A 24,402-nucleotide genomic window follows, 5' to 3' on the forward strand; every position below is an offset into this window, starting at 1 on the left:
CGCTTCTGCCGCCCCCGCCGCCCCGCCCGATACGGAACCCGGCACCGTCCGCCACCCGCAGCATGCGCGGTTGCGCTACCTGCTGCAGGTGCTGGAAAACAATCCCGACCGCGCCGCCCCCGTCGCCGCCACGCTGCGTTCGCTCGTGGCCGACAACGACCCCACGTCCCTGCTGTGCGACACGGGCGTGGCGTCGCACCCCGGCTTCTGGGGCGAATTCTGGGAACGCGCGCAGTCGCGGCTGTTGCCGCCGCCGCCCAACCGCGGCGACATGTTCGGCCTGTTCTCGCTGATTTTCCGCCGCGCCGGCGACGCGCACTGGATCGAATCGCTGGACGACGACACCCTGGCCCGCATGCGCGCGCTGTATCGCCACGGCGACGGCCTTGCGCGCCTGGACCCCACGGCCCCCGAACCGCCCGCCCCGCGCCTGGAGCAGGCGCTCACCAGCAGCATCCAGGTGCTGGTCAGTCAGGTGCGCGCCACCGGCCTGAGCCAGGACATCCGCACGCGCCTGCCCGGCCGCGTGCAGGACACGCCGTTCTTCGCGCTGGCCGCCGCCTCGGCCGAACTGTGCGACAGCGGACCGGACACACCGCGCGACGTCTTCGGCCGCCGGCTGAACATGTTCCGCGCGCTGCTGGACGGCTGCCGCGCCGCCACGCAAGGCGTCTACGACGAACTGGAGAAGAACGGCGTATCGGTCGAAGTGGTGTTCCAGATCGAACGCATGAAGCTGCGCCTGGCCCGCATCGAACTATTGCTGAGCGTGTGGGTGGACCCGACGCAGCGCCACAAGTACGTGCACCTGACGGCCGAGCTGATCCGCTCCACTCAGGCGCGCAGCAGCATCCGGCATCTGGCGGCCTCGTCGTTCGCGCAACTGGCCCGCCGCGTCATGGAGCGCACCGCCGAAACCGGTGAACACTACATCGCGCGCGACACCGCGGAATACCTGACGATGCTGAAAGCGTCGCTGGGTGGCGGCTTCATCATGGTGTTCACGGTTTATCTGAAGTTCTTCATCGTCTCGATGCACCTGGACAAGTTCATCGAAGGGCTGCTGGCGTCGCTGAACTACGCGGGTGGTTTCCTGGTGATCCACTTCGCGCACTTCACGCTGGCCACCAAGCAACCCGCGATGACGGGGCCGGCGCTGGCCCATCGTCTGGACGACGCCTACACGCCCGAAGGGCGCGAGGCCTTCCTGGACGACACGCTGTCCATGATCCGTTCCAACGCGGCGGCCATCCTGGGCAACCTGGCCGTGGTATTCCCCCTGGCTTGGGGCCTGCAATGGATCGCCGTGAACGGCCTGGAACGGCCGCTGATCAGCGCGGACAAGGCGCAGGAAACGCTGGCGTCGTTTTCGATCTGGGGCGCCACGCCCATCTATGCGGCGGCCACCGGCGTGCTGCTGTGGCTGTCCAGCCTCATCGCCGGCTGGGCCGACAACTGGTTCGCGCTGCACCGCGTGCACGACGTGATGGCCTACAACCGGCGCGCGCGGCACCTGTTCGGCGAACGCGGCGCGGTGCGCTGGGCCGGCTTCTGGCAACGCAACATCTCGGGCATCGCCGGCAACGTGTCGCTGGGCCTGATGCTGGGCCTGGGGCCTGCCATCGTCAGCTTCTTCGGCCCGCACGTGGAAGTTCGCCACGTGACGCTCAGCGCCGGCCAGATCGGCACCGCGCTGGGCACGCTGGGATGGGAAGTCGTGCATACCCACGCGTTCTGGATGGCGGTGGCCGGCACCGCGATGACGGGGTTGCTGAACGTGGGCGTGAGTTTCGCGCTGGCGTTCAACGTGGCGCTGCGCTCGCGCAACCTGCGCCGCGGCGACCGCGATTCGCTGTCCGCCGGCGTGCGACAGCGCATCTGGCAGCGGCCCGCCACGCTGTTCTGGCCGGTCAAGGCCCGGCCGGCGCCCGACCGCCCTTAAGCGCCGGTCTCGGGCGCCCAGCCGCCCGCGACGCGACGCAGGCGCGGCGACTCGAACGCGCAGGCCACCGGCAGCGGCCCGCCCTGCGCGTCGACCAGACGGCTGCGCCAGCGCGTGCCCTGGCACATGGCCACGACAATGCCGGCCACCTCGGCGCCGCAGCGCGCCAGCAGCATCAGCGCGGACACCATCGTCTGCCCGGTGCTGACGGCGTCGTCCACCACCAGCACGCGGCGGCCCCGCAGCGTGCCCGCCAGATTCGGGTCCACGAACAACAGTTTTCCGGCGTCCGGCGTGGTCAGCGACCGCACGGGCACGGACAGGCTTTCGTCATACCAGTACTTGCGGGAATAGCCGAACGGCACGTAACGCGTAAAGCCCAGTCCGCGCGCCACCAGCGGCGCGAACGCCAGGCCCAGCGTGGGCAGCCCCACGACCACGTCCGCCTGGAACGCGCGCGCCCGGTCCGCCATGAACCCGGCAAGCGTCTCGACCACATCCAGGCTGGCGTGGTTGGCGATCAGCGACGCGACGCAGCGGTCGGGATCGCCCGGCACGGCGCGTAGCGGCAGCACCAGATAGCGGCCATCGGGCAGGCGCGCGGGATAGCCGCGGGAATACGGAGCGTCGGCCGGGATGGACAGCGCGCCGGCGGCGACGATCTCTTGCCAGTAGCCGGTGGTGGCGTCAAAAGCCGATGCGGGGTGGGCGGGCGGTGCAGGGGAGGCAGTCATACGGAACAAGCGGGATTCAAAACGCGGGTGCGTCGGCGGCCAGAAAGCGCTCTGCCAGCGTCACCCAGTAGCTGGCCGTGACCGGCAGGATGTCGTCGTTGAAATCGTAGTCGGGGTTGTGCACCATGCAGCCGCCTTCGCCCTCGCCATTGCCGACGATGAAGTAGCTGCCCGGCACGGCTTCCAGCATGAAGGCGAAGTCGTCGCTGGCCTGCAGGGGCGCGAGATCCGGGATCACGCGTCCGGCGCCCAGCCACGCTTGCGCGACGGCGGCGGCGAATCGCGTCGCGCCTGCGTCGTTGACGACCGGCGGATAGCGCCACCGGTAGTCGACGTCGACCGTGGCGCGGTGCACGGCGGCCTGCGCCGTGGCAATCGCGGTAATGCGCTCGCGCAGCAACGCGCGCGTCTCGGGGCGGCGGGCGCGCACGGTCAGGCGCAGTTCCACCGACTTCGGGATCACGTTGGGCGCGTCGCCGCCATGAATGGCGCCGATGGTCACGACCGCCATGTCGTTGGGGTCGACCTCGCGCGACACGATGGTCTGCAGGGCCAGCACGATGCTGGCGGCGGCCACGATCGGGTCAACCGCCACGTGCGGCATGGCGCCGTGCCCGCCCACGCCGCTGACCGTCAGCACCACGGTGTCGGACGAGCTGTACATCACGCCGGCGCGGAAGCCGAAATGCCCGGCTGGATAGCCGGGTTCATTGTGGAAGCTGTACACGGCATCGCACGGGAAGCGGTCGAACAGGCCGTCGGCGATCATCTTCTGCGCGCCGCCGTGGCCTTCTTCGGCAGGCTGGAAGATCAGATGCACGGTGCCGTCGAACTGCCCGCGCTGCGCCAGCGCGCGGGCCGCGGCCAGCAGGGTGGCCGTGTGCCCGTCGTGCCCGCAGGCGTGCATCTTGCCGGGGTGCTGGCTGGCGTAGGGCAGGCCGGTGGTTTCATGAATGGGCAGGGCGTCCATGTCGGCGCGCAGGCCCAGCCGGCGCGTCCCCGTCCCTCGACGCAACGTGCCGACCACGCCGGTCACGCCCAGGCCGCGATGCACCTCATAGCCCCAGGCCGCCAGGCGCTCGGCCACCAGATCGCCGGTGGCGACTTCCTGGTAGGCCAGTTCGGGATGCGCATGGATCTGATGACGCAGCGCCACCATCTCTTGCTGGATCGCCTGGATTTCAGGCAGCACGGGGCCAAGCGTGGGATCGTTCATGTCGTCAGGCATCCTTGAGGGGTTCAGCAGCCTTATTCCTGCTGGATGTTGGCGCTTTTCACGATGTGCGCGTACACGGCCTTTTCCTTCTTCAGGAATGCGGCGAAGTCTTCCGGCGAGCCCTCGCCAGCGATGGCGCCGCCTTCGGCCAGGCGCTTTTGCACATCGTCCAGTTTCAGCACGGCGTTCAAGGCCTGGTTCAGCGCCCGCACCACTTGCGGATCCGTGCCCGTTGGCGCGAACACGCCCATCCAGGTGTTCAATTCAAAGCCCTTCAGCTCGGCGGTTTCACCGAACGCCTGCACGCCCGGCAAGGTGCCGACGCGTTCCGCGGACGTCACGCCCAGCGCGCGCAGCTTGTTCTGCTGCACCAGCGGCGTGGCGCTGGTGGTGACGAGCAGGCCCAGGTCCACCTGGCCGCCCATCACATCGTTGGTGATCTGCGCGCCGCCGCGATAGGGCACGTGGACGAGTTTGACCTTGGCCTGGTCCTGCATCACTTCCATTGACAGGTGCAGCACGGTGCCGACGCCCGACGACGCATACGTCAGCGTGTCCGGCTTGGCACGCGCCAGCGCGATCAGTTCGCCCATGTCTTTCACCGGCAGGCCCGGGCGAGCCAGCAGCACGACGGGCGCGGTGGTCACCAGGGCTACCGGCACCAGGTCTTTCTCGGCGTCGTACTTCACGGCCGAATTGATCAGCCGGGCCACGCTGATGGGGCCGTCGAACCCCATCACCAGCGTATAGCCGTCGGGCGCGGCATGGGTGGCGCGGGCCACGCCCAGCACGCCGCCTGCGCCCGCCACGTTGTCCACGATGATGGATTGTTTCAACCGCTCCGACAGCTTCTGCGCCACCAGGCGCGCCGTGGTGTCCACGTTGCCGCCCGGGCTGAACGGCACGATCAGGGTCAGCGGCTTCGCCCCCGGCCAGGGCGTTTGGGCACAGACGGCAGGGGCGATGCACAGCGCGGCCGCCAGCGCGGACACGGACAGGAAAAGGCGTTTGAACATGATGAGGGCGATCAGGGCGGGAACGCGCGCCCGGGCAGGGGCGCGCACGAGGGCGACGGCGCCATCCTACGCAGCTCCTGGTAATAACTGAAATGGTATATTTTTATAGATTCATCAGGTAAATCTATGACCAAGCGCCCCGAGCCGGACCGCCCGGCCACGCCGTCGCGCCAACCCACCTTGCGCCAGTTGCGCGGTTTCAAGGAAGTGGCGCGCCACGCCAGCTTCAGCCGTGCCGCCCAGGCGCTGGCGCTGAGCCAGCCCGCGCTGTCCTCGGCCATCCGCGAACTCGAAACGCTGATGGGCGTGGCGCTGTTCGAGCGCAGCACCCACCACGTGCGCCTGACCCCCGCGGGGCTTGCCGCCCGCGCCCAGATCGAATGGCTGCTCCATACCTACACCCAGGGCGCCGACGACCTGCAGCGCCTGCTGGACACGCAGGCCGCCACCGTGCGCATCGGCTGCATCCCGTCCACCATGCATTTGCTGGCGCCCGCCGTGGCGCAATGGCGCTTGCGGCATCCCGAGACCGTGCTGGTCTTGAGCGACCACCTGAACGATGAACTGATGGCGGCCTTGAACAACGGCGAACTGGACATCGGGCTGGGGCTGGATTTCGGCCTGACGCCCGGCGTGGCCGCCGCCTTCGTGGCCGAAGACGAACTGGTCGCGGTGCTGGCCGACACGCACCGGCTCTCGCGCCGCAGCGCGGTCACCTGGCAAGACCTGAAGCACGAGCCGCTGGCCGTGCTATCGCGCGGCAGCACCTACGAGATGATCGTGTCCACCTTGCGCCAGCAGGGCGCGGACCTGGCCGCGACCGACACGCTGAACTACACCGACACGCTCTACAGCCTGGTGCGCGCCGGGCTGCGCGTGGGCTTGATCTCGCGCTTGTACACGCAAGGCCAGCGCGGCGACGGCTTGGCCGTCGTGCCCGTGCAACGCCCGCAGATGACGCGGCGCATCTGCCTGATGACCCGGGCCCCCGAATCGCAAGCCCGCGTGGCGGTGCAGCGCTGCTATGCGGAACTGGCCGGCATGCTGCGCGGCCGCGCCGGACGGCAGGCGCGCATCAAAACGTGATGGTGGCGGTGACGACGTCCTTGTAGTCGCCGGGGCGCGGAGTCGTCTGCGCCGGCACCCTTCCATACACCGTGAACGTCTGGTTGGACCCGGTGCCGGTTCCCGTCCGGGGGCTGCCGCCCGTGGCATCGCCCCAGATGGTCGCGTAGTTGGCATCCTGATACAGCTGATAGCCGACGGTGTCGGCTGCCGTCGCGTGCTTCATTTTCCGGGCCAGCACATTGTTGGCGACGGAGCCGCCGTTCAATGCCACCGAGAACGCGTTGTTGTTGGTGCATTTGACGGTGATCGTGCTGCTGCCGGTCGTCGCGGCGCTCAAGACGCCTTTTGGCGGAAACATCAGATCGGTGGCGTTGATGGTGCAGTTCTTCTGCACCAGGGCCTTCACGGTCAGCGGCACCGGAATGCGTTGCGTCGGCGTAATCGGGCAATTGGCCAGCCCGCCCAGGCCGAACACCACGTCCACCGTCGCGGTGGTCGCATAGTTCTCCAAGTACTGCGTGTTGGCGTTGTTCACAGTGGACACCAGCGGCTGGTTGCCCGGCAGTTTCCCGTAGAACTTGAACGTCGTGGACACGGGCCCGCCGCCGATGACAAGCGGCCCCGTCAGCAGGACCGATGTGGACCCCGTGCTGGTGGACGTGCCCCAGATCTTCGAGTGGGCTGCGTCCGTGTACAGGTTGTAGTTCATCCGGTTCGTGCCCGCGCCCAGCGTGCGCGGGTTGATCGACGTGCTGGTGTCGCCCTGGCCCAGGTTGAAGCACACCCGCGCAAACAGCCCGAGCAAGGTGAAGGTGCACGTCACCGCGATCTGCCCGCCGTCGCTGAACGTGTCGGCGGGCAGCAGCGGATTGACCGTGCCGAAGTTCACCGTATTGGTCGTGGTGGCCCCCAGCGCGCAGGAACTGGCCTCGGACGCGCCGGCGTATCCGATGGACAGGACGGCCACCGCCTGCAGCACGCGCCGCATCCGCCGCGCCCTCATGGCCGCCCCCCGCCAAGCGGCTGGCACACGAACGGCCCCAGCGTGGGCATCGGCCGGTCCGTCGCATGCTCGTAGTCGAACGCGGCTTCGCAAGACACGCCCGCCCCCTTCACCCGCAGGTGGTTGCGCGCCTCCAAGTCCTCGACGAACGTCAGACCGTCGTATCCCAGCACGGAACGCTTGCCGCTTTCCACATGGGCCACCTCCGCCCCCACGGGCACGAAGGCGCCGTCCGGCAGCGTCAGGACGACCGACGCCGCCGCATATTTTTCCACCTGGAATTTCGCCAGCACGCCGGCCCCTGCCTGCGGCACGACCACCAGCTTGGTGGTGTCCAGCTTCACGTCCACGGGCAGGTCTTCCGGATCGATCGCGATGCGGTTCGACTGATAGGAATTCAAGTCCGGCACCAGCAGATAGCCGCTGCCGTTGGTCCTGCCCAGCTTGCGGTTCTCGTGCAGCACCGCCACGTCGGCGGCGCCGTCCGTGGACACCAGCGCAAAGCTGTCGTTGATGCGGCGCGAGGGCAGCACCGCGCCGTCCATCAGCGCGATGGAGCCCGAGGCCTGCGCCGCTGCCATCGTCTGGCCGCCGTAGTCCTGCACGATGCCGGACAGCAGGCCGTAGCGGCCCAGGTACTGCGCCTGCCCCTGGTTGTATCGCATGCTGCCCGAGCGGCCGTTCTGCACCGCCCAACCCCAGCCGCCCTCATAGGCCACGCTGCTTTGCGCGCCGACGCTGTACATGTCCTGCCCGCCCTGCCGGCTGACCGAGACGGTGGCTTGCGTCCGGTCGCCCAGCATGACGGACAGGCCCAGGTAGACGCCACGCGACCCGGATTGATTGAAATCGTTGTAGGCGCTCAGCGTCATGACGACCCGGCTGTGCAGGTTGACGGTGTATGACGCCGATGCCAGCTGGGCGGCCGGCACCTGCGGCATGCGGTAGCCGATATAGCTGACCGCCACGCTTTGCGACGCCGTCAACGGCAAGGACACGGTCACGCGTTCGGTCTGGCGGGGCACGGGCGCGTCTTCGCGCGACCCCAGGTCGCCGTAGTCGCCCAGCGCGCGCGTGGCCTGCGCATCCACGCTGAACGCCGGTTGCACATACTGGTAGCCCAAGCCGACCTGGCCGCCGGCATAGCGTCCCGCGCTGCCCGACAGCGATCCGCTGACCACACCCGCCTGGCCCAGCTTCACCAGGGCGCCCGCCCCGATGTTGTACAGGCCCGCCGTGGCTTCGCCATGCCCCTCCCAGGTCAGGGCGTCGCTGTAGCCATAGCGCCCGGAAGCCGCCATCACCGGCTGGTTGTCATAGTCGAAAGAGCGCACGCTGAACAGGCGCCGCACGAACCCCGCCTCGACGGAATAGCTGGATAGCCCGGCGGCCAGCATGCGCGTATCGATGTAAAGCGGCACCGATGTGCTGACCGTGCGCCCCAGCGCGTCGCGCGTGACCAGCGTGGCCTGGCCTGCGCCCGTGATGCCCGGCACCTGATTCACCACGAATGGCCCGGGCGGCACGTTGCCCGAATACTGCTGAACGCCATTGATATACAGCGCGACCGAAGAGGGCACGACGGAGGAGGCGCTGAGTGTCGAAACCGGAAACGTGACCAGGTCCGGACGCAACGCGAAATTCCTGCCCCACTGGATGCCCGCCAGGCGCACCGAACGCGACCAGTTCAACGACGAGGTGATGGTGTCGCCCAGACGCAGCGTGCGCATCGTCTCCTGGTCGGAGCGGGTCCAATAGGTGTCGTAGCGCACATAGCGGTCGCCGGCTCCCCCCAGATAGGACGTGCCGGTGTTGCTGAACAGGCCGTACCGGTCGAAGTAGCGCTGCTCGGTGAACAGCGCCAGCCGGTAGCGCGAGTCGGTCTGCGTGTAGGCGTCGTAGTTCAGCAGCAGGCCGCGCCCGGCGGTCGCCGGCGGCGTCTTCGGCGTCCCCCGCACGCCCAGCTCGTAGGGCAGGCGCAAGGCGTCGGGCAACATGATGTCCACGGATTGCGCGGCCGGATTGTAGGCATATCGCAGGCCCGCGACCCGGTCCAGCGCGATCTCGCCCGTATCGGGCATGCCGACTTTCGACAGGTCGACGCCCACCGAGCGCAACGCGTTGCCGCTGATGGACAGGCGGCCCTGCGCGTCCCGGAAACGCAGCAGTTGGGACGTATTGGTGCCGTTGATACTCACCTCCAGAAACACGTCGCGTTCGGCGAAATCGCCGAAGGTCAACAAGGGGTCGGACGGAGCCGCCTGGGCTTGCGCACCCAGCAAACACAGTGCGAAGCACCAGACGCGTCGCCCGCGCACATGGGAAGCGCGTACTGCCATGGCCTGCCTTCCTCTTGCTCGCCGGTGCGCCTGCGGACGCACCGGCACGCGATCAATCAACGCGTGGGGATACGGTGACGAGGTCGCCGTTGATCAGGGCTTTGATCCGCACCGCACCGGGTGCTTTTTGTTTTGCGGGGATGCGCCATTCGCGCGCGCGCTGTGCCAACGCATATCCCAGTAATCCATCCACATTCGCCACGGGCTTGCCCGCGCCGTCCAGAATCTGCATCGCCGCCACCTGCGCATACCGCGTGCCGGTGTTGGATAGCCGCAGCACCCACGTGTCGCCCGCCCGCTGCACCCGCCATGCCAGATCAGGCGCGGGTGACGGCGCGGCGCCGGCCACGAAGACGGGCACCGAATAGCGCAGGCGCAGCACCACGCCATTGACGCCAGGCGATGAGGGGTCGGGGATCTCGTCGATGATCAGCCGGTAGCTGCGCTCGACAGGCGCCATGTCGCGAGACGCCCGGACCAGCCGCACGAGTTGTTCGCCGCCCGGCGCGACCTGGATGATCGGCGGGCTGGCCTGGACTTCTTCGGTGGCGGTCAAGACGTCGTCGCCATCCGTCTGTTCCCAGCGGTAGATGCGGACCTGCCCGTAGATGGGCGTGCCGCCGGGGTTACGCAACATGATGCCGCTGGCGGCCTGCTGGGGCGCCATGTCCACCAGTACCGGGGAAATCTGCAGCGCGGCCCCGAAGGCCAGGCCCGCCCATCCGCCGATGCATAACGCCAATACGGTCCTCAGGAGTGCTTGCATCCGCACGCCCTTCAGAAATAGACCGTGGCGGTGACCGTGGAAGAGTAGTTGTCGGGCGCGGGTGTCGTCTGCGCGGGCACGGCGCCGTTGACCACCAGCGGCTGCGCGGTGCCGCTGCCGACCCCGCTGACGCGGTCCGCCACTTGCGCATCGCCCCAGACCACGGTCTGGCTGCCGGGCTGGTACAGCTGGTAGGCCACCGTTTCGGTATTGCTGCCCGTGCCGCTCAGGAACCGCGTGGTCCCCGAGGAGCCCGTACCCGTGCCGGCGCTTAAACCCACCGTGTAAGGCGTGGTGTTGCTGCACGTGACGTTCAGGGTGGTGTTGCCGGTGACCGCGGTGGCCAGCACGCCATGGCTGCCGAACGCCAGATTGTTCGCGGCGATCACGCAGTTCGCGGTGACGGTGAGCGTGACATTGAAATTTGCCGTCGGACCGGCTTGCGCGGCGGCCAACCCGGGCAGGGCGCTGGCGCCGATCAATGACAGGGCTGCGACATGCAGGGACAAGCGCTTCATCATGAAACCCTCCACCAGTAAGTTGCATCACCGAATCTGATAATAATCGTACGTCGAATAAATCCATCGGGTACCAAATAGTTTCATTCATTCGTTTTTATTATTACCAAATCTAAATAATCAATCCTTTTTCCGCATGCATCCTGGCACGTTTCCCCTATGGCGACTGCCCTTGTTTTCCCCGTACAAGTGGTTGTAATTACGCTATTTTTCTAGTTTCAACTCGTGACACGATTTGATGAACGCAAGCACCCACTAATACTCTCGCCAATTAATCATCGTAATTATCTTAGGTGACCGCTCGGTCGCATTTAAGGGATTTTCAACTGCGCGCGCCAGAAGACGCCGGTGATTCGCGGCGCGGCTGACAGAGCATTGAATCCCGATGCAGCATTAGAATCAGTCCTCCCTATTCCGGACGCTCCGCCCGGACGCCTCGCCCGCCCGCCACCCCATGCTCTCGTTCTCCCGCAATACCGTCTATCCGGCTGGTGCCGGCTTGCCTGCTTCCGAACGCCTGGGCGCGCTGCTGGCCGTGATGCTGGCGGTCTGCATGGCCAGCCTGGACACGGCCATCGCCAACACCGCACTGCCCACTATCGCGCGCGACCTGCAGGCCAGCGACGCAGGATCCATCTGGGTGATCAGCGGCTACCAGCTGGCCATGGTGGCGGGGCTATTGCCCGCGGCCGCCCTGGGCGAAATCCTGGGCCACCGGCGCGTCTACATCGTGGGGCTCGTGGTGTTCATCCTGTCGTCGCTGGCCTGCGGCCTGGCGCCGTCGCTGCCGGTGCTGGTGGTGGCGCGGATCCTGCAAGGGCTGGGCGCGGCCGGCGTGATGAGCGTGAACGGCGCGCTACTGCGCTTCATTTATCCCTCGAACAGGCTGGGCCGCGGGCTGGGCCTGAACGCGATGGTGGTCGGCCTGTCGTTCGCGGCGGGCCCTACCGCGGCGTCCGCCATCCTGCTGCTGGGCTCCTGGCATTGGCTGTTTCTGGTCAACGTGCCGATCGGCATCGTGGCCGCCGTGCTGGCCCTGCGCGGCCTGCCCGAGACCGCGCGCGCGCCGCATGGCTTCGACGGCATCGCCGCCTTGCTGTGCGCGCTGACGCTGGGCTTGTTCGTGCTGGGCTCCAATGAACTCGCGCACGGCGCGCCGTGGCTGCGCGTCGCGCTGGAGTGGGGCGGCGCCATCGCCAGCCTGTGGCTGCTGATGCGCCGGCAGGCCGGCCACCCCGCGCCGATCTTGGCGGTGGACCTGCTGCGCCGGCCGCTGTTCGCCTTGTCCGCCGCCACGGCCGTCTGCGCGTTCGCCGCGCAGGCGCTGGCGTTCGTGTCGCTGCCCTTCCTGTTCCAGTCCGTGCTGGGCTACAGCCAGGTGCATACCGGTTTCCTGATCACGCCCTGGCCGGTGGTGGTGGCCATCATGGCGCCGATCGCCGGGCGCATGTCGGACCACTATCCCGCCGGCATCCTGGGCGGCGTCGGCCTGGCGCTGCTGGCCTTGGGGATGGTGCTGCTGGCCCTGATGCCCGCCGCGCCGTCGGCCTGGGACATCTCGTGGCGAATGGCCATCTGCGGCGCGGGATTCGGCTTTTTCCAATCGCCCAACCTGCGCGCCATCATGACGTCGGCCCCGGCCTCGCGGGCGGGCGGCGCCAGCGGCATGATCGGCACCGTGCGCCTCCTGGGGCAAGCCAGCGGCGCGGCGCTGGTGGCCGCCTGCTTCCATGTGTCCTCGACACATGGCGCGATCGCCGCCTTGTGGCTGGGCGGCGCCTGCGCCGCGGTGGCCTGCATCGCCAGTTTTTCACGCTTGCGTTTCGCCGCGTAAAAACGCTAACGAGCAACAATGTTGCGTTATTTTTCGATATATACAGGCATCCTGCAGATATATTCGTAAGTTGTGAAACAGCTGCTAAATATCGCCGAAGCCGGGTCGTTGTTGCTGATGCAGCACTCGCTGCATCTGGGATACGACTCGCATGACACAGTTCTTGAAAGACATCACCATCCGCCGCATGATCCTGTGCACCCTGCTCATGATCAGCGCCTTGCTCACCGGCCTGTCGGCCATCAGCGTCAACGGTTTGCGTAGCGCAGGCGACGCGCTCGCCGCCAGCAGCGAACTCCTTCACGAAATCTCTGCCCTGTCCCGGGTCAACGACCAGATCATGCGCGCGCGGCTACGGCTGTCGCGCCAGCTGGAATACGCCGGCGAGGGCCAGACCGCCCAGGCGGCGGAAGAGGGGCGCGGCATCGACGCCGCGCTGGACGAAGCCAGGCGCCAGCAGACGGTGTTCCTGGACCTGGCGCGCAAAGACACTCCGCCCGCCATCCTGGAATCCATGCAAGCCGGCTTCGACTCGCTGGTCGCGGGCGGCATCGCCGTGCAGCGCCAGCACCTGGAGGCCGGCGACATCGCCCGCGCCCGCGCGCACGCGGCCAGCGCCGTCGTGACAGCCAGCCGCGCTTTCGGCAAAAGCATCGAAAACTACGAGGCCTATGCCAAGCAGCGCGAAACCCTGTTGTGGGAAGATGCGGCCGCCAAACGCCAGCATGCCTACATCGGCATGGGCGTCGTGCTGGGCATCTGCCTGTTGCTGCTGGCGCTGGGCGACCGCTACGTCGTGACCTTCGTCCGGCAGCCGCTGGAAACCATCAAAGGCCATTTCCGGCGGATCGCCAACGGCGACCTGACCACGCCCATCGCGTCCTATGGCGGAAACTGCGTGGGCCAGATCGTCCCCTACCTGCAAGAGATGCAGGCCAGCCTCACGCGCACGGTGCATGCCGTGCGCGACGGCGTGGTCGAGATCAATGCCGGCTCCAGCGAGATCGCCGCCGGCAACCAGGACCTGTCCAGCCGCACCGAACAGCAGGCGGCGTCCCTGGAAGAGACCGCGGCCAGCATGGAGCAACTGCTGTCCACCGTGACCAGCAACGCCGAAAACGCCCGCCAGGCCAATCAGATGGCGGCGGCCGCCAGCGACGTGGTCCAGCGCGGCGGCCAGGCGGTGAAGGAAGCGGTCAGCACCATGCGCGAAATCGCGCAAGACGCCGGCCGCATCGAAGACATCGTAAGCGTCATCGACGGCATCGCCTTCCAGACCAATATCCTGGCGCTGAACGCGGCCGTGGAAGCGGCCCGGGCGGGCGAAGAGGGCAAGGGCTTCGCGGTGGTGGCGGCGGAAGTCCGGTCGCTGGCGCAACGCAGCGCCGGCGCCGCCAAGGAGATCAAGCAATTGCTCAGCGAATCCGGCGCCACGGTGCAGGCCGGGTCGGCCCAGGTGGAAGCCGCCGGCCGCACCATGGAAGAGATCCTGGCGACCATCGAACGCCTGACGCTGCTGGTCAGTGACATCGCGACCGCCTCGCATGAGCAGGTGACCGGTATCGACCAGGTGAACACGGCGGTGAACCAGATGGATCAGGTGACGCAGCAGAACGCGGCGCTGGTCGAAGAGGCCGCCGCGGCCGCGTCTTCGCTGGAGACGCAGGCGCAGCGGCTGCAAGAAGCGGTCAGCGCGTTCCGGCTGCCCGCGCTGATTCCGAACCCGCGGGCCGTCGCGATCGCGGCCTGAGCCGCGTCACTCCCGCACGTAGCACGGGTACAGCGCCTGCTGCGCCCGCGACCGGGCCGGGTCCACGTCGATCGCGACGATCGATTCGCTGTCGGTGGTCTGCGCCAGCGGTTCGCCATCCGGATGGAAGGCGAACGCGCGGCCGCCGAACACCTGGCCGTCTGCCGTGCGGCCCGCCCGGTTGGAACTGACCACATAGCAGCCCGACACCAGCGCCGCCATCGCGCCCGCCGTCATCCAGCGCCCGATCGAGGCGCCGCTTGCCCGCGGCACCACGATCAGTTCGGCCCCGTCGCGCCCATAGCGGCGCGCGCGTTCGTTGAACATCAGCTCGGTGCATAGCTGCACGCCCAGGCGGATACCGCCCACCTCGAAGACGTCGAAGCCCGTCATCGCGGGCTGGAACCAGGTGGCTTCGAAGAAGCCCGGTTCTTCGGGAAAATATTGTTTGTGATGCAGCGGGGTGTAGCGTCCGCCCTGCAAGGCGAAGGCCTCGTTGGCCAGACGGCCGCCTGCCGCCACCGGGCGCGACGACACGACGGCCGGCACGCCCAGTGCCTCCAGGGCGCGCAAGCCGACTTCGTGGATGCGCACCGACTCGGCGGCCAGCGCCGGGTCATAGGCGGGCAGTGCCGCCAGCCATGCGCCGAACGGCATTTCGTTGGTGACCAGGAGATCGGGCGCCAGCTCGTCGATGCGATCGGCGATGCCCTCCCAGGTGGCGCCTTCCGGCGCCAGGTCCACCGGCCCTTCCATCATGCAGATCCGCATACGTTTCCCTCTACGCTGTCGTCATGCGCGCCCGTCAGCGGACGCCTTCCGTCGATATCGTAGAACGCCGCGCCCGCGAACAGCGCGGCCGGACCGCGTCAGGTCCGGATCGGACGCCTATTGGTCCGAATCCGCCGCTGCTCAAGCCAATCAAGACAACGCGGCCACATCCACCAAGGCGCCATGCCGGACGATCCGCTTGGGCAGGTCGCCACCGATCCAATACGCCAGTTCCGACGGATGGGCGACGTCCCACGCCACGAAGTCCGCCACCATGCCCTCGGCCAGCACGCCGTGGGTCGCCTGCAGCCCCAGGGCGCGGGCCGCATGCGCGGTGACACCCGCCAGCGCCTCTTCGGGCGTCATCCGGAACAGCGTGCAGGCCATGCTCAGCATCAGCCGCAAGGACAGCACGGGCGACGTGCCCGGATTCAGGTCGGTTGAAATCGCGATGGGCACGCCGTGCCGCCGCAGCCAGTCCAGCGGCGGCAGCTGGGTTTCGCGCAGCGCGTAGAACGCGCCGGGCAGCAGCACCGCCACGGTTCCGGCGCCCGCCATCGCCACCACATCGCTTTCCGTCAGGTATTCCAGGTGGTCCGCCGACAGGGCGCCGTAGCGCGCCGCCAGCGTCGCCCCGTGCAGGGAAGACAATTGCTCGGCATGCAGCTTGACCGGTAGATCCAGATGCGCCGCCGCCTTGAAGACGCGTTCGACCTGCTCTGGCGAAAACGCCAGATGCTCGCAGAACGCGTCGACCGCGTCGACCAGGCCCTCAGCTGCCAGCACAGGCAGCATGCGCCGCGCGACTTCGTCGATATAGTCGTCCGGGCGCCCGGCATACTCGGGCGGCAAGGCGTGGGCGGCCAGGCAGGTGGCCCGAACCGTCAACGGCAGCGTATGGCCGAGGCGCCGCGCCACCCGCAGCATCTTGCGTTCGTTGGGCAGGTCCAAGCCGTAGCCGGACTTGACCTCCAGCGTGGTGACGCCATCGCGCAGCAGATGCAGGGCCCGCTGGCGCGCACTGACGTACAGCGCATCTTCCGAGGCCGCGCGCGTAGCGCGCACGGTGCTGGCGATGCCGCCGCCCTGCGCCGCGATCGAGGCGTAGTCCACGCCTTGCAGCCGCTGTTCGAATTCCACGCTGCGGTTGCCGCCGAACACCAGATGCGTGTGGCAATCGATCAGCCCCGGCGTGACCCAGGCGCCGCCCAAGTCATGCACTTGCGCCGCATCGACAGGCGGCAAATCCGTTTCGGGGCCGACCCATTCGATGCGTTCGGCGTACGTCACGAGGGCGGCGCGCTCAATCGCCGAATACGCGCCGTCCGCCATCGTGGCGGCGTGGCAATTGCGCCAGACCTGTCTCATACCCATGCTCCAAAAAAAACCGCCATCAATCCGCCCCCTGCGCCACCGGCACCGGGACGCCGCCCTCGGGACGCTTGGGATGCACCCACAGGCGATACGCCACGCACAGCAGCGCGATCCATACCACCCCCACCGCCAGCGCCGCCTGCGTCCGGGGGAAGTAGCCCAGCACGCCGAACACGAACAGCATGAACAGGATTGCTGCGATCGGCCCCGCCGGCCAGAACGGCACCGGGAACTTCAGCGCGGCGACCGCCTCCGGGCTCAGCTTGCGCCGCATCGCCACTTGCGACAACAGGATCATCAGCCAGACCCACACCGTGGCAAAGGTGGCGATCGAGGCGATCAGCAAAAATACGCCTTCGGGGATCAGGTAGTTCAACACCACGCCCAGCAGCAGCGCCACCGACATCACCACGACCGTCATCCATGGCACGCCGTTGCGCGATACCGCGCCAAAGCCGCGCGGCGCCTGCCCCTGCTGCGCCATGCCGTACAACATGCGGCCCGCCCCGAAGATATCGCTGTTGATCGCCGACACCGCCGCCGAGATCACCACGATGTTGAGGATCGTGGCCGCCGACCCGATGCCCAGGCTGTCGAAAATCTGCACGAACGGGCTGCCCTGGCTGCCGATATGCGTCCAGGGGAATATCGACATCAGCACGAACAGCGTCAGCACATAGAACAGCAGGATGCGCAGGGGCACCGCGTTGATGGCGCGCGGCAGGGTGCGGCCCGGATCTTTCGCTTCGCCCGCCGTGATGCCGATGATTTCGATGCCGCCGAATGCAAACACCACGACCGCCAACGAAGCGATCAGCCCGCCCACGCCATGAGGCATGAAGCCGCCATGCGCCCACAGGTTGTGCACACCGGTCGCCGCGCTGTCCGCGTTCAGCCCGAAGCCGAACAGCATGATGCCTAGCCCGCCCGCGATCATCGCGATGATCGCGCCCACCTTCAACAGCGACAGCCAGAACTCCAGTTCGCCGAACACCTTGACCGAACACAGGTTGATCGCGCCGATGAAGCACACGATGGACAGCACCCAGATCCAGCGCGGCACATCGGGATACCAGAACCCCATGTACAGCCCGAAGGCCGTGATGTCGGCCAGGCAGACGATGATCATCTCGAAGGCGTAGGTCCAGCCCGTCAGGAAGCCCGCGACGGGGCCGAGGTAGCTGGTGGCATACTGCCCGAACGACCCCGACACCGGGTTATGCACCGCCATTTCACCCAACGCGCGCATCACCATGTAGACGGCGGCACCAGCGATCAGGTAGGCAAGCAGCACGGACGGGCCGGCCTCCTGGATGGCCTTGGCCGAGCCGTAGAAAAGTCCGGTCCCGATTGCGGAACCCAGGGCCATGAAACGGATGTGCCGGGCGTTGAGGCCGCGTTTCAGGTCCTGCTTTTTTGCCTGTCCTTGTGCCTGCATTCCCAGTCTCCATACATGTGTAATAGGCGAGCACCGTCAACCGCCCGGCGCGCGCCATCTGCGGGCGCTGTCACAAGGCGTGAATTCATCGCGCCCCCCCGCAGGGGCCGCTTCATCGACTTAAAGGCTGGGCAGCAGGCCTGCCGGCATCAGGCCGTTCAGGACGTGCGCGGCGATCAGGCCGCTGGCGGCGGCGATGTCCGGCGCGAAGAAGCGGTCTTCTTCGTAATGCGGCACCTGTTCGCGCAGGACGCGGCGCGCCTGCTCAAGCTGGGGAGAGGTCTTCAGCCCTTCCCGGAAATCCAGGCCCTGGCAGGCGCCCAGCCATTCGATGGCCAGGATGTCGCGCACGTTCTCGGCCATCGCCCACAGCCGCTTGCCGGCGTTGGGCGCCATGGACACGTGGTCCTCCTGGTTGGCGGACGTGGGCATGCTGTCCACGCTGGCCGGGTGCGCCAGCGCCTTGTTGTCGCTGGCCAACGCCGCCGCCGTCACCTGGGCGATCATGAACCCGGAATTCACGCCGCCTTTCGCCACCAGGAACGGCGGTAGCTGCGACATGTGCTTGTCCATCATCAGCGCGATGCGCCGTTCAGACAGCGCGCCGATCTCGGCCAGCGCCAGCGCCAGGTTGTCGGCCACCATCGCCACGGGTTCGGCATGGAAGTTGCCGCCCGAGATCACGTCGCCCTGCTCGACGAACACCAGCGGGTTGTCCGACACGGCGTTGGATTCGATCTGCAGCACCTGCGCGGCATGACGGATCTGCGTCAGGCAAGCGCCCATCACCTGCGGCTGGCAGCGCAGGGAATAGGGGTCCTGCACTTTTTCGCAGTCCACGTGCGAATGGCCGACTTCGCTGTCGTTGTCCAGCAACCCGCGATAGACGGCCGCCACGTCGATCTGCCCGGGCTGGCCGCGCGCCGCGTGGATGCGGGCATCGAACGGCACGCGCGAACCCAGCATCGCTTCCACGCTGAGGCTGCCGCACACGAGGCCCGCCGCCATCATGTCCTCGGCCTCGAACAGGCCGCGCAGGGCATAGGCAGTGGATACCTGCGTGCCGTTCAGCAGCGCCAGGCCTTCCTTGGCCGCCAGCGTCAGCGGCGCGAGGCCCGCACGGGCCAGCGCGTCTTTGGCGGGCAGCCATTCGCCCTGATGGCGGGCGCGGCTTTCGCCCAACAGCACGATCGACATGTGGGCCAGCGGCGCCAGGTCGCCGGAGGCGCCCACCGACCCCTTCAGCGGGATGTGTGGATAGACCTCGGCGTTCACCATTGCGATCAGACTGTCGATGACGCGGCGGCGGATGCCGGAGTAGCCGCGCGCCAAGCTATTGATCTTCAGCACCATGATCAGGCGGACCATCGCGTCGTCCAGCGCCTCGCCCACGCCAGCGGCATGCGAGCGCACCAGCGAACTTTGCAACGCCTCAAGGTCTTCGCGGGCGATCTTGGTGGACGCCAGCAGGCCGAAACCCGTGTTGATGCCATAGACGGTGCGGCCTTCGGCGATGATGCGCTCGACCGTCGCCACGCTGGCGTCGATGCCGCCGCCCGCGCCGGGATCCAGCGTCACGCGGACCGGCTGCTGGTACACGCGCCGCAAGTCCGACAACGTCAATTGGCCGGGTTTCAAGTGCAAATCCATTCTGGGTCTCCTGTGCCGGTCGCCGGCATCATGCAATGTCGTTGTCACGCCGGGGTTGCGGCGGTGGGCCGGCCTAGCCGCGGCCGGTCGCCATCGGCAGGTTCAGGCCCTGCTCGCGGGCGCACTCGACCGCGATGTCGTAGCCGGCATCGGCGTGGCGCATGACGCCCGTGCCGGGGTCGTTATGCAGCACGCGCGCAATGCGTTCGGCGGCCTCGTCCGTGCCGTCGCACACGATGACCATGCCGGAATGCTGCGAAAAGCCCATGCCCACGCCGCCGCCGTGGTGCAGCGACACCCAGGTGGCCCCGCTGGCGGTGTTCAGCAGCGCGTTCAGCAGCGGCCAGTCCGAGACGGCATCCGAGCCGTCGCGCATGGATTCGGTTTCGCGGTTGGGGCTGGCGACGGAACCCGAGTCCAGGTGGTCGCGGCCGATGACGACGGGCGCCGACAGCTCGCCGGATCGGACCATTGCATTGAAGGCCAGGCCCAGCTTGGCGCGCTGGCCCAGGCCCACCCAGCAAATGCGCGCCGGAAGGCCCTGGAAGCTGATGCGTTCGCGCGCCATGCTCAGCCAATGGTGCAGGTGCGCGTCGTCGGGAATCAGTTCCTTGACCTTGGCATCCGTCTTGTAGATGTCTTGGGGGTCGCCCGACAGCGCGACCCAGCGGAACGGGCCGACGCCACGGCAGAACAGCGGCCGGATGTAGGCCGGCACGAAGCCGGGGAAGTCGAACGCGTCCGCCACGCCTTCTTCCTTGGCCATCTGGCGGATGTTGTTGCCGTAGTCGAAGGTGGGAATGCCCTGGCGCTGGAACGCCAGCATGGCCTGCACGTGCACGGCCATCGATTGCTTGGCGGCCTTGATGACGGCCGCCGGCTCGCGCTTGGCGCGTTCGCGGTAGTCCTGCCAGGTCCAGCCCAACGGCAGGTAGCCGTTCAGCGGATCGTGCGCGCTGGTCTGGTCGGTGACCATGTCCGGACGCACGCCGCGGCGCACCAGCTCGGGCAGGATCTCGGCGGCATTGCCGCACAGGGCGATGGAGACCGCGCGGCCTTCGTTCGTGTACTTGGCGATGCGCGCCAGCGCGTCGTCCAGGTCTTCGGCCTGTTCGTCGACATAGCGGGTGCGCAGGCGGAAGTCGATGCTGGTCTGCTGGCATTCGATGTTCAGCGAACATGCGCCGGCCAGCGTGGCGGCCAGCGGCTGCGCGCCGCCCATGCCGCCCAGGCCCGCGGTCAGCACCCAGCGGCCCGCCAGGTTGCCGCCGTAGTGCTGGCGGCCAGCTTCGACGAAGGTCTCGTACGTGCCTTGCACGATGCCCTGGCTGCCGATGTAGATCCAGCTGCCGGCGGTCATCTGGCCGTACATGGCCAGGCCCTTGGCGTCCAGCTCGTTGAAGTGCTCCCAGGTGGCCCAGTGCGGCACCAGGTTCGAATTGGCGATCAGCACGCGCGGCGCATTGGCGTGGGTCTTGAACACGCCCACCGGTTTGCCCGATTGCACCAGCAGGGTCTCGTCGTCGTTCAGGTTCGTGAGCGATTCGACGATCTTGTCGTAGCAGTCCCAATTGCGGGCCGCGCGGCCGATGCCGCCGTAGACCACCAGTTCCTTGGGGTTCTCGGCCACGTCCGGGTCGAGGTTGTTCATCAGCATGCGCAAGGGGGCTTCGGTCAGCCAGCTCTTGGCCGTCAGCTTGTTGCCGCGCGGGGCGCGGATGACGACATCGCGGTATCGGTTCGATTGTTCCAAGAGGCTCTCCCTGATCGGTTCATCTGCGCGTCCATTGCCTGCGCGCCGGTTGCCTGCATCATAGGATGCCTATGCTTGTATATACAAGATAGGTAGACTGAAATTTCGATCAGGGATTTCCCTATCCCGAATCATCCGGGCAGCAAGCGTCCCGCAGCCGGCTGCATGGCGAAAAAAATGCCGCTCGAAGGCGGCATGAAGGGGATCAGGCGGGAACGGCCCGGAAATCAGGCCGTGCGCGGCAGCAGTTCGATCACGCACGCGTCAAGCGGGCCGGCGCCTTCCAACCGGTACTCGGCCAGGCCGTCGCGCCCCTCGACATGCAGGCAGTCGTAACGCGCCGGCACGGCATGCGCCACGGCATCGACACGCACCGACAATTCGCCGCCCGCATTCAGCACCAGCACGGTGCGCGCGGCGCTATGGAAGGTCCACGGGCCCGTTCCCGCCACCCATTGCAGGCGGGCGTGGAAGCGCGCCGGCGCGTAGATCAGGTTGAAATCGCGGATGGGCCCGGAAAGCAGTCGGCACTGCACCTGGGCGCCGCCCGCGAACGCGTAAGCCTGCCGGGGCGGCAGCGGCGCTTGTTCGCGCCCGTCCACGGTCAGCTGGAAGCCCGTGCCTTCCAGCACGGTGATGATGCGCTGGAAGCCGGCAAAGGCGGAAAAGCCGCCGTCCTGCGCCACGTCGGCGATAGACAGCCGCCAATCGAACTCGGCCGTGCTGCCGCCGGGATTGCAGGCCACTTCCTGCGTGGTGCCCGCGCCGTTGCGCCACGGCATGCGCGGGTAGTCGGCGGCGCGGTAGAGATGGACGTCGGGTTGCGTCATGTCGTGAACTTGCCTTCCAGACGGTGCCGCGACCCGGGGTGGATCAGACGGGCCAGGGTGACTGCGCGGTCGCCGGACCAGGTGCGGCGGCTGATCAGCAGACAGGGCTCCTCGCGCTCGATCTGCAGCAGCTGGCATTCGCGGGGCTTGGCCAGGATGGCCTCGACGACGTGCTCGCCTTCGCTCAGCGGCGCCACGCGCGTCAGGTATTCGTATGGTGTGCTTTGCGTGAAGTCCTGCTTCAGATAGTCGGGCGCCAGGTGCACATTCACATAGCGGTCTTCCAGCTGGATCGGCACGTCGTCTTCGTAGTGCACGATGACCGAGTGGTAGACCGGCTGCCCCGCTCGGATCTCCAGCGCCTGCGCCTGTTCGGCGCCCGCTGCCTCTTCGGCCAGACGCACCACGCGGCTGCGGTGGCGATGGTTGCGCGCGGCGATCTCGTCGGCGATGTTGTTGACGGCGAACAGCGCCGAGCGCGCCTTGGGCTGCGCCACGAACGTGCCCACGCCCTGCATGCGCACCAGCAGCCCTTCCGAGGTCAGCTCGCGCAGCGCGCGGTTGATCGTCATGCGGCTGAACCCGAGTTCGTCGACCAGTTCGCTTTCCGACGGGACCCGGTAGTGCGCCGGCCAGGCGCCGCTGCGGATCTGCTGCGCGATCATCTGCTTGACCTGCGCGTAAAGCGGGGCGGGCAGGGCATTGGCCTGGACGGGCAATCTGGGAGGGGAAGAGGCCAAGGGAGATCCTGTTGTGCGCCGCAGGGCTGCGGGAATCGTTCGGGATCTAGTATAGACAGGTACAGATATCTTGCGAACCGGCAAGGCGGCGGCGCCCCGGAACCGATGCCGCAGTGGACGCGGGCCGTGAGATTTCTTATACTCCCCCCCTGTATTGTTTTCGGAGCCTGCCGTGCCGCATTCGCCGGAAGAGAAAAAACGTGTCGTCACCCGCCTGCGCCGCATCCAGGGGCAGGCGTTAGCATTGGAACGCGCGGTGAACGTTGGCACGGAGTGCGGGGCCCTGCTGCAGCAACTGGCCGCCTTGCGCGGCGCCGCCACCGGCCTGATGGCTGAAGTGCTGGAAAGCCATCTCCGGGAAACCTTCCTGCAATCCGCCCAGGGCGGGCCGCAAGCCGCCGCGATCGATTCCGAAGCCGAGGTCGATCAGCTGATGCGCATCGTCCGTTCCTATTTGAAGTAAGCCCACCCGACATTCGTGGAGTAACGCTATGAAATCACGCGCAGCAGTCGCATTCGGACCCGGCAAGCCGCTGGAAATCGTTGAAATCGACGTCGCGCCCCCGCAGCGCGGCGAAGTGCTGGTGCAGATCACGCACACGGGCGTCTGTCACACCGACGCGTTCACGCTCAGCGGCGACGATCCCGAAGGCCTCTTCCCCGCCGTGCTGGGCCATGAAGGCGCCGGCATCGTCGTGGAAATCGGCGAAGGCGTCACGTCGCTGAAACCGGGCGACCACGTCATTCCGCTCTACACGGCCGAATGCCGCGAGTGCAAGTTCTGCCTGTCCGGCAAGACCAACTTGTGCCAGAAAGTGCGCGCCACGCAGGGCAAGGGCGTGATGCCCGACGGCACCTCGCGCTTCAGCTACGAAGGCAAGCCGCTCTACCACTACATGGGCTGCTCGACGTTCAGCGAATACTCCGTCGTGAACGAGATCTCGCTGGCCAAGATCAACCCGGCCGCTCCGCACGAAAAAGTCTGCCTGCTGGGCTGCGGCGTGACGACCGGCCTGGGCGCCGTGCACAACACCGCGAAGGTCAAGGAAGGCGACACCGTCGCCGTGTTCGGCCTGGGCGGCATCGGCCTGGCCGTGATCCAGGGCGCCGTGCAGGCCAAGGCCGGCCGCATCATCGCCGTGGACACCAACCCGAACAAGTTCGTGCTGGCAAGCGCCATGGGCGCCACCGACTGCATCAACCCCAAGGACCACGACAAGCCCATCCAGGACGTCATCGTCGAACTGACGGACGGCGGCGTGGACTTCTCGTTCGAGTGCATCGGCAATGTGCACGTGATGCGCGCCGCGCTGGAATGCTGCCACAAGGGCTGGGGCGAAAGCATCATCATCGGCGTGGCCGGCGCCGGCCAGGAGATCAGCACCCGCCCCTTCCAGCTGGTCACCGGCCGCGTCTGGCGCGGTTCCGCCTTCGGCGGCGTCAAGGGCCGCACGCAACTGCCTGGCATGGTGGAAGACGCCATGAGCGGCAAGATCCACCTGGATCCGTTCGTGACGCACACGCTGCCGCTGGAACGCATCAACGAAGCCTTCGACCTGATGCATGAAGGCAAGTCGATCCGCACCGTGATCCACTTCTAAGCCCCGTCAGACGATATCCGTCAGGCAGTCACCCGCAGGCCCGGCGCAATATGCCGGGC

Annotated in this window: 20 protein-coding genes; 6 read left to right on the forward strand and 14 right to left on the reverse strand. The window is 67.4% G+C overall.

Annotation, left to right across the window (positions count from 1 at the left end; all coding sequences use genetic code 11):
- Window positions 1-1,942 (forward strand): site-specific recombinase (locus A9973_RS27285; RefSeq protein ID WP_183016749.1); only part of this gene is annotated, 1,942 nt, incomplete at its 5' end.
- Here A9973_RS27285 and A9973_RS27290 read toward each other — a convergent pair.
- The 3 genes from A9973_RS27290 to A9973_RS27300 are packed head-to-tail and all read right to left on the reverse strand — an operon-like array spanning window position 1,939 to window position 4,908.
- On the reverse strand, window positions 1,939-2,676 hold the full coding sequence (locus tag A9973_RS27290) for a phosphoribosyltransferase (protein ID WP_183016750.1): 738 nt from the start codon (window positions 2,674-2,676) through the stop codon (window positions 1,939-1,941). The two genes, A9973_RS27285 and A9973_RS27290, sit on opposite strands and share 4 nt — an antisense overlap.
- 16 nt (window positions 2,677-2,692) lie before the next feature.
- Window positions 2,693-3,892 (reverse strand): M20 aminoacylase family protein, encoded by a 1,200-nt coding sequence (locus A9973_RS27295; protein ID WP_255469318.1) that lies wholly within the window; start codon window positions 3,890-3,892, stop codon window positions 2,693-2,695.
- Between the two features lie 32 nt (window positions 3,893-3,924).
- Complete coding sequence (locus A9973_RS27300; RefSeq protein ID WP_183016752.1) at window positions 3,925-4,908, reverse strand: tripartite tricarboxylate transporter substrate binding protein; 984 nt, start codon at window positions 4,906-4,908, stop codon at window positions 3,925-3,927.
- Between the two features lie 126 nt (window positions 4,909-5,034).
- Here A9973_RS27300 and A9973_RS27305 point away from each other — a divergent pair, with 126 nt between their 5' ends.
- Window positions 5,035-5,994 carry a LysR family transcriptional regulator gene (locus A9973_RS27305; protein WP_183016753.1) on the forward strand — a complete coding sequence of 320 codons (960 nt, stop codon included), beginning with the start codon at window positions 5,035-5,037 and terminating at the stop codon, window positions 5,992-5,994.
- On the opposite strand, the gene A9973_RS27310 is transcribed toward A9973_RS27305, so the two are convergent.
- The 4 genes from A9973_RS27310 to A9973_RS27325 are packed head-to-tail and all read right to left on the reverse strand — an operon-like array spanning window position 5,984 to window position 10,602.
- A complete protein-coding gene (locus tag A9973_RS27310; protein WP_183016754.1) occupies window positions 5,984-6,979 on the reverse strand; it encodes a spore coat U domain-containing protein in 996 nt (331 codons plus the stop codon). The two genes, A9973_RS27305 and A9973_RS27310, sit on opposite strands and share 11 nt — an antisense overlap.
- On the reverse strand, window positions 6,976-9,318 hold the full coding sequence (locus A9973_RS27315; RefSeq protein ID WP_255469319.1) for a fimbria/pilus outer membrane usher protein: 2,343 nt from the start codon (window positions 9,316-9,318) through the stop codon (window positions 6,976-6,978). The genes A9973_RS27310 and A9973_RS27315 overlap by 4 nt, the downstream gene beginning before the upstream one ends.
- A 52-nt stretch (window positions 9,319-9,370) precedes the next feature.
- Window positions 9,371-10,084 (reverse strand): molecular chaperone, encoded by a 714-nt coding sequence (locus A9973_RS27320; RefSeq protein ID WP_183016755.1) that lies wholly within the window; start codon window positions 10,082-10,084, stop codon window positions 9,371-9,373.
- A gap of 11 nt (window positions 10,085-10,095) precedes the next feature.
- On the reverse strand, window positions 10,096-10,602 hold the full coding sequence (locus A9973_RS27325) for a spore coat U domain-containing protein (protein WP_183016944.1): 507 nt from the start codon (window positions 10,600-10,602) through the stop codon (window positions 10,096-10,098).
- A 454-nt stretch (window positions 10,603-11,056) separates the two neighbouring features.
- Between A9973_RS27325 and A9973_RS27330 the strand changes: the two genes are divergently transcribed.
- Both A9973_RS27330 and A9973_RS27335 read left to right on the forward strand, forming a co-directional pair.
- A complete protein-coding gene (locus A9973_RS27330) occupies window positions 11,057-12,436 on the forward strand; it encodes an MFS transporter (RefSeq protein WP_183016756.1) in 1,380 nt (459 codons plus the stop codon).
- A gap of 151 nt (window positions 12,437-12,587) precedes the next feature.
- Window positions 12,588-14,186 carry a methyl-accepting chemotaxis protein gene (locus tag A9973_RS27335; protein ID WP_183016757.1) on the forward strand — a complete coding sequence of 533 codons (1,599 nt, stop codon included), beginning with the start codon at window positions 12,588-12,590 and terminating at the stop codon, window positions 14,184-14,186.
- A 6-nt stretch (window positions 14,187-14,192) separates the two neighbouring features.
- Here the strand turns inward: A9973_RS27335 and A9973_RS27340 are convergent, their stop codons facing one another.
- The 7 genes from A9973_RS27340 to hutC all read right to left on the reverse strand — a co-directional run bounded on the left by A9973_RS27340 (window position 14,193) and on the right by hutC (window position 22,742).
- On the reverse strand, window positions 14,193-14,957 hold the full coding sequence (locus A9973_RS27340) for a carbon-nitrogen hydrolase family protein (protein WP_183016758.1): 765 nt from the start codon (window positions 14,955-14,957) through the stop codon (window positions 14,193-14,195).
- 150 nt (window positions 14,958-15,107) lie between these two features.
- Window positions 15,108-16,325: an imidazolonepropionase gene (gene hutI / locus A9973_RS27345; RefSeq protein WP_183016759.1), complete on the reverse strand. Its 1,218-nt coding sequence runs from the start codon at window positions 16,323-16,325 to the stop codon at window positions 15,108-15,110.
- A 25-nt stretch (window positions 16,326-16,350) separates the two neighbouring features.
- A complete protein-coding gene (locus tag A9973_RS27350) occupies window positions 16,351-17,769 on the reverse strand; it encodes an amino acid permease (RefSeq protein WP_183016760.1) in 1,419 nt (472 codons plus the stop codon).
- Between the two features lie 120 nt (window positions 17,770-17,889).
- Window positions 17,890-19,419 carry a histidine ammonia-lyase gene (gene hutH / locus A9973_RS27355; protein WP_183016761.1) on the reverse strand — a complete coding sequence of 510 codons (1,530 nt, stop codon included), beginning with the start codon at window positions 19,417-19,419 and terminating at the stop codon, window positions 17,890-17,892.
- Window positions 19,420-19,492: 73 nt separating this feature from the next.
- On the reverse strand, window positions 19,493-21,172 hold the full coding sequence (gene hutU / locus A9973_RS27360; RefSeq protein ID WP_183016762.1) for a urocanate hydratase: 1,680 nt from the start codon (window positions 21,170-21,172) through the stop codon (window positions 19,493-19,495).
- Window positions 21,173-21,399: 227 nt separating this feature from the next.
- Window positions 21,400-22,002 (reverse strand): HutD family protein, encoded by a 603-nt coding sequence (locus A9973_RS27365; RefSeq protein ID WP_183016763.1) that lies wholly within the window; start codon window positions 22,000-22,002, stop codon window positions 21,400-21,402.
- Window positions 21,999-22,742: a histidine utilization repressor gene (hutC, locus tag A9973_RS27370; protein ID WP_183016764.1), complete on the reverse strand. Its 744-nt coding sequence runs from the start codon at window positions 22,740-22,742 to the stop codon at window positions 21,999-22,001. Before hutC ends, A9973_RS27365 begins: the two co-directional genes overlap by 4 nt.
- A gap of 172 nt (window positions 22,743-22,914) precedes the next feature.
- Here hutC and A9973_RS27375 point away from each other — a divergent pair, with 172 nt between their 5' ends.
- Both A9973_RS27375 and A9973_RS27380 read left to right on the forward strand, forming a co-directional pair.
- Entirely contained in the window at window positions 22,915-23,205 is a 291-nt protein-coding gene (locus A9973_RS27375; protein WP_183016765.1) for a metal-sensing transcriptional repressor, read from the forward strand.
- A gap of 28 nt (window positions 23,206-23,233) precedes the next feature.
- The gene (locus A9973_RS27380; RefSeq protein ID WP_183016766.1) at window positions 23,234-24,343 is read left to right on the forward strand and encodes an S-(hydroxymethyl)glutathione dehydrogenase/class III alcohol dehydrogenase; all 1,110 of its coding nucleotides are present in this window, start codon (window positions 23,234-23,236) and stop codon (window positions 24,341-24,343) included.
- The last annotated feature ends 59 nt before the right edge of the window (window positions 24,344-24,402 follow it).

Source organism: Achromobacter sp. UMC46, from assembly GCF_014170335.1.
GTDB lineage: Bacteria > Pseudomonadota > Gammaproteobacteria > Burkholderiales > Burkholderiaceae_B > Achromobacter.